This window comes from Pseudomonas sp. B6002 (genome assembly GCF_013385985.1).
Classification (GTDB): domain Bacteria; phylum Pseudomonadota; class Gammaproteobacteria; order Pseudomonadales; family Pseudomonadaceae; genus Aquipseudomonas.
The window spans coordinates 1-15092 of sequence record NZ_JACAOY010000007.1; the positions used below are offsets into that span (position 1 = coordinate 1).

The following is a 15092-nucleotide window of genomic DNA, read 5'->3' on the forward strand; positions in this document are numbered from 1 at the left end:
GACCCGCTGTAAGAGCGGAACCCTAAGCAGCCGTTACCGCAGCAACGGATATGTACACAGAGTCAAACCCCAAACCGCCCCCGCTCCGACTCATAAAGCGGCCGCACCAAAGCAAACTCATGATCAATCTGATCCACCAAATCCCCCAGGTCCGCCGCAGCCCCCGCCGACTCAGCCTCCAACCGCTGACACAACTGCGCCAACCGCACCGCCCCCAGGTTGCCACTGCTGCCCTTGAAGCTATGGGCAATCCGCCCCAACGCCTTGGCATCATCCCGCGCCTTGCGCAGCGCCTCGATACGTTTTTGCGAATCATCAAGAAAGGTATCGAGCAACTTGGGGTACTCGCCTTCCATGACTTCCTGCAAACCCGAAAGCACGTCCGGGTCCAGATGAATCTCAGCCACTTGCTCGCTCCTTGATCAAGAATCGGCGGATTATGCCAGAGCCCCCCAGCAAAACTCCACGCAGACACTGCGCCCACCATCGGACCAGCGTACATCGCTGCTCAGTTGACGCACCAGGCTCAAGCCCCGGCCTGACAAACGGTCAACATCCAGCGGCCGGGCCAGTACCTGTTCCACATCGAACCCGGGGCCGCTGTCTTCGATGCGCAGCGACATCCTGCCGCCCGTGGCGGTCGGCACGACCTGCACATGCACCCGCACATAACCGCTGTCCAGTTGCGCCAGCCGTTCATTGCGCTGGCGATAATAGTGGGCAAACCCCTGGGCATCGCGCTTGAGCCGGGAGTCCAGGCCCAGCACGCCGTGCTCCAGCGCATTGGAATACAACTCGGCCATGACGCTGTAGAGCGCCCCGCTCTGCTCGCGCAGGCCATGGATCTCCAGCAACAGTTGCAGCAGGTACGGCAGCGGGTTGTAGCTTTTGAGGGTCTGCCCGCGGAATTCGAAACTCACCGACCAGTCCAGCGGGCACGACTGACCGCTGTCGGCATACAACGGTTGCGCCGTGCGCAACGACTGGCCGGGCTGCAAGGTGATCTCGACCAGACTGACGTCATCGCGCACTTCACCGCGAAACGCGGCCAATGCCTGCTCGATGTCTTCGAACAGCCGGTCGGGCTCACGATTGGCGGCAAACACTTGCTGCAAGCGCTCGACACCAAACAACTGATCATTGGCGTCGGCAGTATCCAGCACGCCGTCAGACAGCAAAAACACCCGGTCGCCCAACGCCATGGGCCACACCTCGGTGCTGTCATCAAACGCTTGCGCCGACAACACCCCCAACGGCAAATGCCGCGACTCCAGCGGCGTGCGCTTGCCGGTGGCGACCTCATGCACATAGCCTTCGGGCATGCCGCCGTTCCATACCTCCACCACACGGCGCTGCACACTCAGGCATAACAGCGTGGCGCAGCAGAACATGTCCACCGGCAGGATGCGCTTGAGCTTGGCGTTCATCTCACGCAGGGTCTGCGCCAGGCCGTAGCCCTTGGCGGTCATGCCGTAGAACACTTCGGCCAAGGGCATGGCGCCGACGGCTGCCGGCAAGCCGTGGCCGGTGAAGTCGCCGAGCAATACGTGCATGTCACCGGACGGCGTATAGGCCGCCAGCAACAGGTCGCCGTTGAACAGCGCATAGGGCGATTGCAGGTAACGGATATTCGGCGCCGCGTTGATGCAGCCCGAGTGCGCGACCTTGTCGAACACTGCCTTGGCCACGCGCTGCTCGTGCAGGAGATAGTCATGGTGCTTGGCGATCAGGTCACGCTGCTGCAACACCGTGGCCTGCAAGCGCCGCAGGCGGTCCATGGCGTTGATCTTCGCCGCCAGGATCAGTTGGTTGTAGGGCTTGGGCAAGAAGTCATCGCCGCCCGCATCGAGGCAGCGGGCCAGGGCTTCGCTTTCGCGCAAGGAGGTCAGAAAAATCAGCGGCACCAGCTCTTCGCCTGCCAACTGCTTGATCCGGCGGGCCGCCTCGAAGCCGTCCATCACCGGCATCAACGCATCCATCAACACCAGTTGCGGACGCTCGCGGGTAAACACCTCTATCGCCTCAAGGCCATTGGTGGCCGTGAGCACCTGGTGGCCCTGGCGCCGCACAATCGTCGACAGCAACAGCAGGTCCGCCGCGCTGTCTTCGGCGATCAGGATCGTGAGCGGTTCCGGGACGGGGGCCAGGGCGCTCAACTGATGTCGAACAGTTTGTCGAAGTTGGAAATGGCGAGGATCTTGCGCACATCGGAATTGCTGTTGACCACCCGCACTTCCGAATCATCCCCACCCGCGTGGTCACGCAGCAGCAGGAGCATGCCCAGCGCCGAGCTGTCCATGTAGGTGGTTTCTTTCAAATCGACGACGTACAACTCCGGCACTTTGTAGAAGCGCTCGTAGGAATCGCGAAACGTCTGGTGGCTGCCGAAATCGAACCGCCCCTTGATCGCGATCGTCAACTTCTTCCCGTCCAGGGATACTTCTGATTCGACTGACATGCGACTGCTCCTTGTCATTGGCAATGACACAAGGTTTAGCAGGCGAACCGCATCTGAGCAACACAACAAATCAACTGTAGGAGCCGGCTTGCCGGCGATGGCGGTCTATCGGCCGGCTCATCAGCGCCTGATAAACCGTTATCGCCGGCAAGCCAGCTCCCACAGGTGATGGTCAGAACTGGGATTGGCGCGGGAGGCGCTGGGAGAGTTCGTCGAGCAGCTTTTGCTCGCGCTTGTCTTCGATGGCGCGGGCTTCGTCGATGTAGCGCTGCACTAATTTGCGCAGCCCTTCGACGCGGGCAAACGCGGCTTGCCAGCTTTCACGGGCTTTATCGAGGTTGTTCTGGTGCCAGGCCAGGCTCTGGCGCTGCTGGCCGACTGCGGTTTCCAGCTGATTGAGAAAGCCCTGGTAGCCCATCAACCACTGGCCGGACACGCCTTTGCTGCCGCGCTCGATCCACTGCTGCTGGTACTCGCCGCGAAAACGTTCCAGATCGCCCAGCTTGCTTTCGGCCAGGCGGACCTGACCCTGGAAATACCCCAGGCGTTGCACAGCGGTTTTCTCGGCCTTTTCGGCCATGTCCACCACTGGGGCCAGACGCGACGAACGGGTACTGGCCATGGCTTAGCCGCCTGGCGCCGGGGCGAAGATCGTACCCAGGTGCGCTTCGCTCTCGCCCATGCTGATCTTGTCGTTGAGGCCCTGGCGCAGATAGGTCACCAACTGCGGTTGCAGGGCAATCGCCAGGTCAGTCTCGCGGTCACCACCGGCCACGTAGGCGCCGACGCTGATCAAATCGCGGCTCTGCTGGTAACGCGACCACAATTGCTTGAAGTGCTGGGCACGGGTCATATGCTCCGGCGTGACCACAGCCGGCATCACCCGGCTGATGGAGGCTTCGATATCGATGGCCGGGTAGTGCCCTTCTTCAGCCAGGCGCCGCGACAGCACGATGTGGCCGTCGAGCACGCCCCGCGCCGAGTCGGCAATCGGGTCTTGCTGGTCGTCGCCCTCAGACAATACGGTGTAGAACGCGGTGATCGAGCCGCCGCCAGCCTCGGCATTACCGGCACGTTCCACCAGCTTGGGCAGCTTGGCGAACACCGACGGTGGATAGCCCTTGGTGGCGGGCGGCTCGCCGATGGCCAGGGCGATTTCCCGCTGGGCCTGGGCGAAACGGGTGAGCGAATCCATCAGCAACAGGACGTTCTTGCCCTTGTCGCGAAAATATTCGGCGATGCGCGTGCAATACATGGCAGCGCGCAGACGCATCAGCGGCGCATCATCCGCTGGCGAGGCCACCACCACCGAGCGCTTGAGGCCTTCCTCACCCAGGCTGTGCTCGATGAATTCCTTCACCTCACGGCCCCGCTCGCCGATCAGCCCCACCACGATGATGTCGGCCTCGGTAAAGCGGGTCATCATGCCCAGCAACACCGATTTACCCACGCCGGTACCGGCGAACAGGCCCAAACGCTGGCCACGGCCGACCGTCAACAATCCGTTGATGCTGCGAATGCCCACGTCCAGCGGCACGCTGATGGGGTTGCGGTTGAGCGGGTTGATGGTGGGGCCGTCCATCGGCACCCAGTCTTCGGCCTTCATGCCGCCCTTGCCGTCCAGCGCACGGCCAGCGCCGTCGAGCACGCGGCCGAGCATGCTCATACCCATCGGCAAACGGCCGGTGTCGGCCAACGGCACCACGCGCGCACCGGGGGCAATGCCCGCCAGGCTGCCCACGGGCATCAGGAAAATCTTGCTGCCGGAAAAGCCCATCACCTCGGCCTCGACCTGCACCGGGTGATAGCTGTCGTCGTTGATCACCATGCAGCGGCTGCCCATGGCGGCTCGCAGGCCTTCGGCTTCGAGGGTCAGGCCGACCATGCGCAACAGGCGCCCTTCGAGGATCGGTTGGCCGGGCAGCTCGGTGGCCTCGGCGTAACCGCTCAGGCGCTTGGCGAAACTGGTGCGATCAAGGCGCATCGGGGGCGTCCAGCTCAACGCTCAGGTCAGGCTCGGCCGGGTGCAGGGCCTGTTCGTGAAGTTGATCGAACAGCTTGGCCATGATCTGGCTGATGCGGGTTTCCACCGTGGCATCGATGCGGCTGTGTTCGGTCTCGACGCGGCAACCACCGGGCTGCAGCGAGGCGTCTTCGACGATGCGCCAGGTTTCTTCATGGCGCTCGCGCAGGGCTTTGACCTGTTCGAAATCCTGGGGGTTGATGTACAAGCGCACATTGCCGACGCCCAGGGGCAGCAGCTTGAGGGCTTCGCGCATCACGCTTTCGATATGGCTGGAATCCAGCACCAGTTCGCGCTGGATGACTTGGCGGGCGATATGCTCCACCAGGCCGACCATGGCTTTTTCGATCTGCGAATCCTGCTCGGCAATCGGGTCGAACAGCGTGCCCATCAAGCGCTCCAGGCTGGCCAGCTTGACGCTCAGCGCGGCTTCGGCCTCCTGGCGGACCTTGAGGGTGGTGCTGCGAAAACCGTCCTTTTCACCGGCAGCGAAGCCTTCGTTGTAGGCCTCCTGACGGATGGCCTCCACCTCTTCGAGGGTCAGTGGCTGGACTTCGTCCAGCGGCACTTCCTCGGACTCCGCCGGCAGCTCGGGCTCGGGTTCCGGCTCGGGTTCCGGCACATGGGGATCGAAGCTGGGCAACGACCAGATGTCGAACCCGCCGACATCCCGCGCGCGAATCAGATCGCTGGGCGCCTCATCTTTGTTCGACATCAGGGGCGCCTTAGATCATTTCTTCGCCGCCCTTCCCGCCGAGAACGATTTCTCCGGCTTCGGCCATACGGCGGGCAATGGTGAGGATTTCTTTCTGCGCGGTTTCCACGTCGCTGACGCGTACCGGGCCTTTGGCTTCCAGGTCGTCGCGCAACAGTTCCGAGGCACGCTTGGACATGTTCTTGAAGATCTTCTCTTTGACGTTTTCGTCCGACCCCTTGAGGGCCAGCACCAGCACGTCCGAGGACACTTCGCGCAGCAGCGCCTGGATGCCACGGTCGTCGACGTCGGAAAGGTTGTTGAACACGAACATGAGGTCTTCGATCTGGGTGGACAGGGTGTCGTCGATCTCGCGGATCGAGTCCATCAACTGGCCTTCGACCGAGCTGTCGAGGAAGTTCATGATGTCGGCCGCACGCTTGATACCGCCCAGGGTGGTGCGCGACGCGTTCGAGTTGCCGGAGAACTGCTTCTCCAGAATGGTGTTCAATTCTTTCAGCGCCGCCGGTTGCACGGTGTTCAACGACGAGACGCGCAGGATGATGTCCAGGCGCACCTTGTGGTCGAAATGGCCGAGCACTTCGCCGGCCTGGTCCGGGTCGAGGTACGCCACCACGATCGCCTGGATCTGCGGGTGCTCGTAGCGGATCACGTCGGCCACGGCACGCGGTTCCATCCACTTGAGGCTGTCCAGGCCGCTGGTGTTGCCACCCAGCAGGATGCGGTCGATCAGGCCGTTGGCCTTGTCTTCGCCCAGGGCCGAAGTGAGCATCTTGCGGATGTAGCTGTCGGAGCCGACGCCCAGGCTGGTCTGGTCGCCGACGATCTCGACGAACTCACTCATCACCTGCTCGACTTGCTCGCGGTGCACATTGCGCATTTGCGCCATGGCCACGCCCACCCGTTGAACCTCTTTGGGGCCCATGTGGCGCAGCACTTGGGCGGCGTCGGTTTCACCCAGGGACAGCAGCAATACAGCGGCTTTGTCGACCTTGGTGAGCTTGGCAACAGCGGCTCGATTATCACTCATCTGCGTTGATCCACTCTTTCACGACCTGGGCCACACGGCCCGGGTCTTCTGCCACCAGACTCTTGATTGCGTTCAGCTGAGCGTCATAGCCTTCGCTCGGGCTTGGCAACAGGATGCTTTGCGGGCCGCCGAGGCTGACGCGGTCGTTGGCCAGTTCGCCGTCCAGGCCGCCCATGCCACCCAACTCGACATCGCCACCTGCCAGGGCAAGCTGTTTCTTGCCGTTGCCGGTGATGTTGTTGAGCACCGGGCGCAGCACACCGAACACCAGCACCAGGATGAACAACACACCCAGCACTTGCTTGACGATGTCCCAGAACCACGGCTGGGTGTAGAACGCCGGGTCGGCGATCACTTCGCCACGCTCGGCGGAGAATGGCATGTTGATCACGCTGACGCTGTCGCCACGGCTGGCGTCGAAACCGACGGCGTCCTGCACCAGGCGGGTGAAGCGCGCCAATTCATCGGCGCTCCACGGCGCACGGGTAACCGCGCCGTCAGCCGGGTTGACCTTGACCTGGTCATCCACCACCACCGACACCGACAGGCGATTGATCTTGCCCTGTTGTTGCTTGGTGTGGCTGATGGAACGGTCGAGCTCGAAGTTCTTGGTCGACTGGTTACGCTTGTCCGACGGGTACGGCGCGAGCATTGGCTGGCCGGTGGCCGGGTCCATGATCTGCTGGCCGTTGGCGTCCAACAGTGGCTGGCCAGGCTGTACTGCACCGGCCGAAGCGGTAGCGCCACCGGTGGTCTGTGGCGCTGAAGCCGGCGACGGCGGCTGGTTGCTCAGGGCACCCGGCACACCTTGCGGGCCATTGCTGGCGGTGCGTTGTTCGTTGGTCGACTGCTCGCTGCGCAGGGCTGGCTGGTCGGGGTTGAACTGTTCGGAGGTCGACTCTACGGCGCTGAAGTCCACGTCGGCGGAGACTTCGGCTTTGTAGCGGTCGTTGCCCAACACCGGTTGCAGGATGTTATGCACGCGCTGGGTCAGCATGCTTTCCATGCGGCGGCTGTAGTCGAACTGTTTGCCGGCCTGGGTCAGTGCGGAGTTCTCGGCCTGGTCGGAGAGCAGGTTGCCCTTCTGGTCCACCACGGTAATTTGCGACTTGCTCAACTCGGGCACGCTGGTGGCGACCAGATTGATGATCGCCAATACCTGGCCAGGCTCCAGGGAGCGGCCGGCAAACAGCTCGACCAACACCGAGGCGCTTGGCTTGCGTTCGTCACGCACGAACACCGAGCTTTTCGGAATGGCCAGGTGCACGCGGGCACCCTTGACGTTGTTGAGGCTGGAGATGGTGCGCGCCAGTTCGCCTTCCAGGCCACGACGGTAGCGGGTGGCTTCCATGAACTGGCTGGTGCCCAGGCCCTGGTCCTTGTCGAGGATTTCAAAGCCGATGTTGGCATCGGACGGCGTCACGCCGGCAGCGGCCAGCTTCATGCGCGCACGGGCCACGTCGTCGGCCTTGACCAGCAACGCGCCAGAATTGGGTTCTACGGTATAGGCGATGTCGGCGGCGGCGAGGGTTTCCATGATCTGCTTGGAATCCATGCCCGCTAGGCTGCCGTACAGCGGCCGGTAATCGGGTTGCTGCGACCACAACACCACGGCAAAACCAATCGCCACGCTCGCAGCCAGGCCGACCATCAGGCCCACCTGACGCAACATGGTCATTTCGGAGAGGTTTTCCAGGAACGACAGGCCAAACAGCGGCGGCTTGCCGTCTGCCTTGGCGGGTGCGTTGTCCACGACTGCTTCTGCCATGACTTAAATCTCGTCCTTAAACCGGCATCTGCATGATGTCTTGATAAGCCTGAACCAGCTTGTTACGCACTTGCGTCAACGCCTGGAAGGAGACGCTGGCCTTTTGCGAAGCGACCATCACGTCGGTGAGGTCCACGCCGCTTTTACCGATCTCGAAGGCGGTGGCCAACTGATTGGACGCTTGCTGAGTGTCACTGACTTTATTGATTGCCTGACCGAGCATGTCGGCAAAACTGCTTTGGCCCAATTCCGGCGCTGGCGCGACGGATTTCGGTTGAGCCATGGCATCCATTTGCATGGAGCGCATATCCAACATCAACCGATTGAACTCAATACCCTGGCTCATGACCTTCTCTCTCCGACGACCCGCAATTTTTTGACACTACGCAGCGGTTACTAGGGGTGGTAGCAACAAGGGTGCCAGATCCGTGGCGACTCGTAAGAAAAGCCGACAAACCCTGTCGGCTTAAGTATTTGTCAGGTGGCGAAAAGGTAGGCTTCCACATCCATCCCCGCATCGCGCATCTGCGCCAGCTTGTAGCGCAAGGTGCGCGGGCTGATGCCCAGGCGTTCGGCGGCTTCTTTGCGGCGCCCGCGTTCGGCGCGCAGGGTGTCGATGATCATCTGGAATTCGCGGCGACGCAGGTCATCGCCCAAGGCACCGGCAGACTCGGCTTCGGCGACGACCGGCGCAGGCGCGAGGCTCGGCAACGGTGCAGCGCCGCTGCCCATGGCCAGGCAGAAGTCCTGGGGCTGGATCAGCCCGCCCTGCTGCAGAATCAGTGCGCGCTGGATCGCATTGTCCAGTTCCCGCACGTTGCCCGGCCACGGGTAGCTGATCAGGCACGCCTGGGCCTCGGCCGACAGCCGCGCCTGAGCGTGCTTCATTTTTTTGACGTGGTTGTTCAGCAGACGCTCGGCCAGCGGAATGATGTCGGCCGGCCGCTCGCGCAACGGGCGCCAGGCCAGGGGGAATACCGAGAGGCGGTAGAACAAATCTTCGCGGAAGCGCCCCGCCGCCACTTCGCCCGCCAGATCGCGGTTGGTGGTGGCGACCACGCGGATATCCAACTGGATCGGCTTGCGCGCCCCCACGCGCTCCACTTCACGCTCCTGGAGCACACGCAACAGCTTGGCTTGCAGGCCCAGAGGCATTTCAGAAATTTCGTCGAGCAGGATGGTGCCGCCGTCGGCCTGTTCGAACTTGCCGGCCTGGGCCGCGATGGCGCCGGTGAACGAACCCTTCTCGTGACCGAACAGCGTGGCTTCGAGCATGTTGTCGGGGATGGCCGCGCAGTTGATCGCGATGAACGGCTGCTTGGCGCGGCTGGATTGCTGGTGGATATAACGGGCCAGCACTTCCTTGCCGGTGCCGGACTCGCCGGAGATCAGCACCGTGGAATCACTGCGCGCAACGCGAGCGGCCAGTTCCAACAGTTGCGCACTGGCCGGCTCGAAGGCGATCGGGCCTTCGCCCTCGACGGCCGGCACCACGCCAAGGGCATGGCGGGCCACCAGTTCGATCAAGGCCTTGGGTTCGAACGGCTTGACCAGGTAATCGGCAGCGCCTTGGCGCATGGCATCTACCGCCCGCTCGACCGCACCGTGGGCGGTCATCAGCAACACCGGCAGTTGAGGCTGGCGCGCCCGCAGCAGGCCGAGCAACTGGTGACCGTCCATACCCGGCATGTTCACGTCGCTGACCACCAGGCTGAACGCCTCGTGCTCGACAGCCTCCAAGGCTTCTTCGGCAGAACCGACCGCCCGGTAGTCATGGCCCGCCAACAGCAGCGTGTCAGCCAATGCTTCACGCAGGGCGCGATCGTCTTCCACCAACAAAACCTTGATAGCCATATTCCTTTACTCCGCGCTTGCCGCGCCGGAAAACAGCGGCAAGGTCATCAATGCACAGGTGCCACGCCCCAACCGGGAATGCAGCTGCAATTCTCCCTGATGGGCACGCGCCACTGCCTTGACCACGGTCAGGCCGAGGCCGGTACCGTTGGTCTTGGTGGTGAAAAAGGGTTCGCCCAGGCGCTGCAGTACCACCGGCTCGATGCCGCTGCCGCTGTCGCTGATGCACAGGCGCAGGGTTTGCTCGCGGCTGTACAGATGCACCTTGAGGCGCGCGCCCGGGCCGCTGGCCTGGGTGGCGTTTTCGATAAGGTTGAGCAAGGCGCCGACCAACGTATCGCGATTGCACAGCAGTTCGCCGAGGTGGCTGTCGCACTGCCAGCGCACGCTGACGTCCTGGATGTGGGTGGCGGCGGCGGCCTGCAACGACTGCATCAATTCGGCCGGGGTGACGCGATCGGTCAGCGGCAATTCGCCCCGGGCGAACACCAGCATGTCGCGCACCTGATGCTCCAGTTCATGCAGGCGCTCCTTGAGGCGACCGGCAAAACGCTGGTGGGTGGCGGCTGGCAGTTGCTCATCAGTCAAATGACTGGCGTAGATCAACGCGGCCGACAGCGGCGTGCGGATCTGATGCGCCAAAGAAGCGACCATCCGGCCCAGCGACGACAAACGCTCATGGCGCGCCAGCTGGTCCTGGAGGTGACGGGTTTCAGTCAGGTCGTTGAGCAACACCAGTTGGCCGGGCTCGGCGTCCAGGGAACGGGTGGCGATGGACAGGCGGCGCCCGTCCTTGAGGGAGATTTCATGGCCGTCGTCTTCACGCGGGGCGAAGCAACGTGCGATCACGTGGCGCCACAGCTCGCCTTCCAGCGGCAGGCCGAGCATGTCGCAGGCGGCCGGGTTGGCTTCGCGCACGCGGCCCTGGTCGTCGATGACAATCACGCCACCGGGCAACAACGACAACAGGTTCTGCAGACGGTTAGCCAGGCGCTCTTTCTCGGCCAGCTCTTCCATGCGCTGGGCACTGACCACCGCCAGCTCGCCTTTGAGCTCGGAAACCCGGGCTTCCAGCAGGCTGTAGGAGTCAGTCAATTGGCTCGACATCTGGTTGAACAGCGAAAAGGCCTGTTCCAGGCCTTGGCGGCTTTGCTGCTCTACGGACGGAACGAGCCCCGAAATAGCAGGGCTGGAAGATTGCTGGGCGGCGTGGGGCATCATGCTCTCTCGCTTGGCTGACCGTCAGTTAAACGGAACGTTGCGAGGGCTGTAGCAATACTTGTGCCGAAAAAAAACCGCTGACGAATCAGCGGCTTGGAAAACAGGCGTCAATCATCCGCCTGTTCATCACCTTCTTTGCGGCTCATGCCGTACTTGCGCATCTTCTCCACCAGAGTGGTGCGACGGATGCGCAGGCGCTCGGCTGCACGGGCGACGATGCCGTTGGCGTCGTCCAGGGCCTGTTGAATCAGACCTTGTTCCAGGTTGCCGAGGTAGTCCTTCAGGTCCAGGCCTTCGGGCGGCAGCATGGCGGTGGAGCCGAAGTCCGGCGTATGGCCGTTGATGGCCACGCGTTCTTCCATGTCGCTGCGCAGGCTGTCGACCAGTTGCTCGTCTTCGTCGTCGACGTAGCGGAATTTCTTCGGCAGCTCGACCACGCCGATCACACCGTAGGGGTGCATGATTGCCATGCGCTCCACCAGGTTGGCCAGCTCGCGGACGTTGCCCGGCCAGCCATGACGGCACAGGGACATGATGGCGGCGGAGTTGAAACGGATCGAGCCGCGCTTTTCGTGTTCCATGCGCGAGATCAGTTCGTTCATCAGCAGCGGGATGTCTTCGACGCGCTCACGCAGCGGGGCCATCTCGATTGGGAACACGTTGAGGCGGTAGTACAGGTCTTCGCGGAAGCTGCCCACCTCAATCATGCTTTCGAGGTTCTTGTGGGTGGCCGCGATGATGCGCACGTCGACGCTCTGGGTCTTGTTGCTGCCCACGCGTTCGAAGGTACGCTCTTGCAGCACGCGCAGCAGCTTGACTTGCATCGGCAGCGGCATGTCGCCGATTTCATCAAGGAACAGCGTGCCGCCGTTGGCCAGCTCGAAACGCCCGGCACGGCTGGTGATCGCCCCGGTGAAGGCGCCCTTCTCGTGGCCGAACAGTTCGCTTTCGAGCAGCTCTGCCGGGATCGCCCCGCAGTTGACCGGCACAAAAGGCCCGTCGCGACGCTTGGAGTGGTAGTGCAGGTTGCGCGCGACCACTTCCTTGCCGGTACCGGACTCGCCGAGGATCAGCACGCTGGCATCGGTGTCGGCCACTTGCTGCATCATCTGGCGCACGTGCTGAATCGCACGGCTGGTGCCGACGAGGCTGCGGAACAGGTTGGGTTCGCGGTGACGTCCACGCTCGCGAGCCTGGTCGTACATCTCGCGATAGACCTGGGCACGGTGCAGGGAGTCGAGCAATTTGCTGTAGCTGGGCGGCATTTCCAGGGTGGAAAGCACGCGGCGGCGCTGGTCTTCCGGCAGGTCGATGGAAGAAATATCGCCCATTAGCAACACCGGAAGGAACTCATCCCAGGTCGACAGTGTCTTTAACAGGCCCAGAACTGCGCCAGGAGCGTTTACCGTCCCGATCAGCACACAAATGATTTCACGGCTCGACGACAATGAGCTGACCGCCTGCTGCCAATCATGGCTACCGCAGGGCAAATTTTCTTCACCGAGAAAATTTAAAATCACCGCTAAATCGCGGCGGCGGACGCTATCGTCATCAATCAGCAGAATTTTGGTTTCACGCCACATGCAATAGCAACTTCCCTAGTTAACTCAAATGCCCTCGAGTAGGGGCAATCTAGAAGGTCGTAGGCATTTTCTGCGTTACAACCGTCTGAAATCTGAAAACAGCACTAGTTAAGTCAAAAAATCGCGCGCAGTCAAATTTATGACGCGCATTCGGATTAACTGAGCCAGTTCAGCCGAACAGATGGTAAACCTTTGACGCACTTTCCGCTCGATTGATCTGCGACATCTCTTCGAAAATCGCCTGGCGCTCGCCGGTCGTCACTTCAAGCAACTGCTGATAAACCGCCAGCAGGCTTTCCAGTTTTTCCCGTAGCGCATCCTCGTCCACCGGCGCATTGGCCAGTGCTTCGTCGATCACCGCACGACAGCCCATATCCAGCTCGCCGATCGCGTCCCAGTTACGTTGGGCCAAGGCGTCGACCAACGCTTCGCGGGTCTCGTCAATCCGTTGCAGGGCGTGGCTCATAACATGATCCTCAGGCCGACAGGCCTACAGTGGTGCAATACCGTCCCAACCTTCCTTGAGCGTAATCATCAGGCCGGCAACTTCGTCAATCATGGCAACATCGCTTTTGCTGTTGGCTTCCAGCAGACGCGTGGTCATGTAGGCATACAGGTTATCCAACTGCTGCAACGCTGCCGGATCATCGGTCTTTTCCGGGTTCAGGCCGTCGCGCAGGCCGATCAGGATGTCGATCGCCTTGCCCAGCAGCAGGCCCTTTTGCGCGATATCACCACGAGCCATGGCACCCTTGGCCTGTGCCATGCGATCCAGCGCACCTTCCATCAACATCTGGACCAGACGGTGCGGGCTCGCCTCGGAGACCTGAGCGTGGGAATTGACCTTCTGGTATTGGCGAAGGGCTCGCATGGGATTCATGTTTCTACCTCGTGACAGGCAACAGCAAAATTGGATGGGCTCTGACTAATATGTCGACGGGCTCACAAAAAACTTTAACCCGACGATCTGCTGAAGGCCGCGCCCGGCGCAGAATCACCGGGCGGCTTCATGGCGGATCAACTGTCCGAATTGCTCTTGTTCAGCGCGTTCAGGGTGCTCATGACACTGGAGCGCTGGCTGGTGAGCTGGGCCACCAGGTTGTTCATCGTGGTGTACTTGGCGGTCAGGCTGGTTTTCAGGGCAGCCATACGCGCGGTCAAGTCGTTCTGCTGGGTTTGCAGATCCTTGAGGTTGTTGGTCAACGTCGTCGAGCGCGAAGCCAGCACGCCGGTGTTGCTCAACGCGTAGCTGTCGGTCGCCGACTTCATGCGCGCCAACAGGCCCGTGTCACCGTTGAAGATCCCGCCGATGTCGGTGGGGTTGGTGAGAATGGCGGCACCAAATATTTTGTCGTCGATGCTCAGCTTGCCGGTGGTCGAGTCGGTGTTCACACCAAATTGAGCCAGCGACTTCAACGTGCCCGACCCACCCAATGCGTTCAGCTCACTGCGCAGCGCCTGCTGCAACGAGCGCATGGTGGCATCGCCGGTCAGTGCAGAGGGCGTCGTGCTGCCGTCCGCATTTGTGGTGACTTTGGTCTCGGTACCAATCGCCGTCATCAAGGCGTTGTACGTGTCGACGAAACCTTTTACCGAGCTCTTGAGGGTGTCGTTGCTGCGGGTGACGGTGATGGTCGAGGCCACACGAGGAGCATCTTGGTCAGTGACACCCGACGGCAGAGGCGAAATCGCCGTCAACTTGATGCTCACACCAGAGATCGCATCGCTCAAGGTATTGCTCTTGGATTCCTGCGCCGCACCGTCAATGGTGTATTTGGCATTGACCGGCGCTCCGCCAACCACGGACGTATTGGCTTGAAGGCCGCTGTTGCCGCCCAGGGTAATGTCCGTACCAGCACCGGTATTGGATGACGTCACGACCAGGCGCGAACCATTGGAGTCAGTCAGGATGTTGGCACTCAGGCCGACGCTGCTGTATTGCGCGTTGATGGAATCACGCACTTGTTGCAGCGTGGCGCCCGGCGGAACACTGACACCATAGCTCTGACCCGACTGGGAAATTTCCAGGGTCGTCGCGGTGGTACCGCTGTTGACCACACTTTTGGCCCCAGCGGCATAGTTCTGCGTGGAGATCTTCGACGCTGTCGCCAACTGAGTCACGATCAACTGATAGCTACCGGCCGAAGCGCCGGCGCCCAGGGTGACCGTGGACACGTTGTTATCCGAAGTCGTCGCAGTCAGGCCGCCGATGCTGGCGTCCTTGGCCATGTTGTCCATGGCGCCGCGGAACGCATCGAGTGCCGCTTGAATCTTGCCGATCGAGGATAGCTGGGCGGTCTGCGTCTGCGTCTGCTTGTTGATCTGCGACTGCTTGGGCGCCTGCTCAGCGTTCACCAAGGCGGTAACGATAGACTGGGTATCGATGCCCGTTACCGGGCCGCTGACGGATATATCACCCATGATTCTTCTCCTGATCGGG

General features: G+C 61.8%; 15 protein-coding genes. All 15 read right to left on the minus strand.

Features of this window, described 5'->3' with window-relative positions:
- Window positions 1–62: 62 nt before the first annotated feature.
- Window positions 63–407 (minus strand): Hpt domain-containing protein, encoded by a 345-nt coding sequence (locus HX792_RS11260; RefSeq protein ID WP_176996186.1) that lies wholly within the window; start codon window positions 405–407, stop codon window positions 63–65.
- A 30-nt stretch (window positions 408–437) separates the two neighbouring features.
- Entirely contained in the window at window positions 438–2156 is a 1719-nt protein-coding gene (locus tag HX792_RS11265) for a fused response regulator/phosphatase (protein ID WP_176996187.1), read from the minus strand.
- The gene (locus HX792_RS11270; RefSeq protein ID WP_176996188.1) at window positions 2153–2458 is read right to left on the minus strand and encodes an STAS domain-containing protein; all 306 of its coding nucleotides are present in this window, start codon (window positions 2456–2458) and stop codon (window positions 2153–2155) included. Before HX792_RS11270 ends, HX792_RS11265 begins: the two co-directional genes overlap by 4 nt.
- A 172-nt stretch (window positions 2459–2630) precedes the next feature.
- Complete coding sequence (fliJ, locus tag HX792_RS11275) at window positions 2631–3080, minus strand: flagellar export protein FliJ (protein ID WP_176996189.1); 450 nt, start codon at window positions 3078–3080, stop codon at window positions 2631–2633.
- 3 nt (window positions 3081–3083) lie between these two features.
- The gene (fliI, locus tag HX792_RS11280; RefSeq protein WP_176996190.1) at window positions 3084–4442 is read right to left on the minus strand and encodes a flagellar protein export ATPase FliI; all 1359 of its coding nucleotides are present in this window, start codon (window positions 4440–4442) and stop codon (window positions 3084–3086) included.
- Window positions 4432–5196, minus strand: a complete 765-nt coding sequence (gene fliH / locus HX792_RS11285) for a flagellar assembly protein FliH (protein ID WP_176996191.1) — start codon at window positions 5194–5196, stop codon at window positions 4432–4434. The genes fliI and fliH overlap by 11 nt, the downstream gene beginning before the upstream one ends.
- A 10-nt stretch (window positions 5197–5206) precedes the next feature.
- Window positions 5207–6226: a flagellar motor switch protein FliG gene (gene fliG / locus HX792_RS11290; protein WP_016972027.1), complete on the minus strand. Its 1020-nt coding sequence runs from the start codon at window positions 6224–6226 to the stop codon at window positions 5207–5209.
- Window positions 6219–7994, minus strand: coding sequence for a flagellar basal-body MS-ring/collar protein FliF (fliF, locus tag HX792_RS11295; protein ID WP_176996192.1), 1776 nt, complete (start codon window positions 7992–7994; stop codon window positions 6219–6221). Before fliF ends, fliG begins: the two co-directional genes overlap by 8 nt.
- 16 nt (window positions 7995–8010) lie before the next feature.
- Complete coding sequence (gene fliE, locus HX792_RS11300; RefSeq protein ID WP_016972029.1) at window positions 8011–8340, minus strand: flagellar hook-basal body complex protein FliE; 330 nt, start codon at window positions 8338–8340, stop codon at window positions 8011–8013.
- 131 nt (window positions 8341–8471) lie between these two features.
- Complete coding sequence (locus HX792_RS11305) at window positions 8472–9848, minus strand: sigma-54 dependent transcriptional regulator (RefSeq protein WP_176996193.1); 1377 nt, start codon at window positions 9846–9848, stop codon at window positions 8472–8474.
- 6 nt (window positions 9849–9854) lie between these two features.
- Complete coding sequence (locus HX792_RS11310; protein ID WP_218172648.1) at window positions 9855–11066, minus strand: PAS domain-containing sensor histidine kinase; 1212 nt, start codon at window positions 11064–11066, stop codon at window positions 9855–9857.
- 110 nt (window positions 11067–11176) lie between these two features.
- Window positions 11177–12652: a sigma-54 dependent transcriptional regulator gene (locus HX792_RS11315; RefSeq protein ID WP_135310053.1), complete on the minus strand. Its 1476-nt coding sequence runs from the start codon at window positions 12650–12652 to the stop codon at window positions 11177–11179.
- Window positions 12653–12821: 169 nt separating this feature from the next.
- Entirely contained in the window at window positions 12822–13118 is a 297-nt protein-coding gene (locus tag HX792_RS11320) for a flagellar protein FliT (RefSeq protein ID WP_176996194.1), read from the minus strand.
- 24 nt (window positions 13119–13142) lie between these two features.
- Entirely contained in the window at window positions 13143–13532 is a 390-nt protein-coding gene (fliS, locus tag HX792_RS11325) for a flagellar export chaperone FliS (RefSeq protein WP_176996195.1), read from the minus strand.
- Between the two features lie 137 nt (window positions 13533–13669).
- Window positions 13670–15073 (minus strand): flagellar filament capping protein FliD, encoded by a 1404-nt coding sequence (gene fliD, locus HX792_RS11330; protein WP_176996196.1) that lies wholly within the window; start codon window positions 15071–15073, stop codon window positions 13670–13672.
- Window positions 15074–15092 lie beyond the last annotated feature (19 nt).

Coding starts and splice junctions, on each gene's coding strand:
- fliH (WP_176996191.1), bottom strand. CDS start 5,196: ATGTCGAACAAAGATGAGGCGCCCAGCGATCTGATTCGCGCGCGGGAT.
- fliG (WP_016972027.1), bottom strand. CDS start 6,226: ATGAGTGATAATCGAGCCGCTGTTGCCAAGCTCACCAAGGTCGACAAA.
- HX792_RS11305 (WP_176996193.1), bottom strand. CDS start 9,848: ATGGCTATCAAGGTTTTGTTGGTGGAAGACGATCGCGCCCTGCGTGAA.
- fliS (WP_176996195.1), bottom strand. CDS start 13,532: ATGAATCCCATGCGAGCCCTTCGCCAATACCAGAAGGTCAATTCCCAC.
- fliJ (WP_176996189.1), bottom strand. CDS start 3,080: ATGGCCAGTACCCGTTCGTCGCGTCTGGCCCCAGTGGTGGACATGGCC.
- HX792_RS11310 (WP_218172648.1), bottom strand. CDS start 11,066: ATGCCCCACGCCGCCCAGCAATCTTCCAGCCCTGCTATTTCGGGGCTC.
- HX792_RS11320 (WP_176996194.1), bottom strand. CDS start 13,118: ATGAGCCACGCCCTGCAACGGATTGACGAGACCCGCGAAGCGTTGGTC.
- fliI (WP_176996190.1), bottom strand. CDS start 4,442: ATGCGCCTTGATCGCACCAGTTTCGCCAAGCGCCTGAGCGGTTACGCC.
- HX792_RS11270 (WP_176996188.1), bottom strand. CDS start 2,458: ATGTCAGTCGAATCAGAAGTATCCCTGGACGGGAAGAAGTTGACGATC.
- fliE (WP_016972029.1), bottom strand. CDS start 8,340: ATGAGCCAGGGTATTGAGTTCAATCGGTTGATGTTGGATATGCGCTCC.
- HX792_RS11315 (WP_135310053.1), bottom strand. CDS start 12,652: ATGTGGCGTGAAACCAAAATTCTGCTGATTGATGACGATAGCGTCCGC.
- fliD (WP_176996196.1), bottom strand. CDS start 15,073: ATGGGTGATATATCCGTCAGCGGCCCGGTAACGGGCATCGATACCCAG.
- fliF (WP_176996192.1), bottom strand. CDS start 7,994: ATGGCAGAAGCAGTCGTGGACAACGCACCCGCCAAGGCAGACGGCAAG.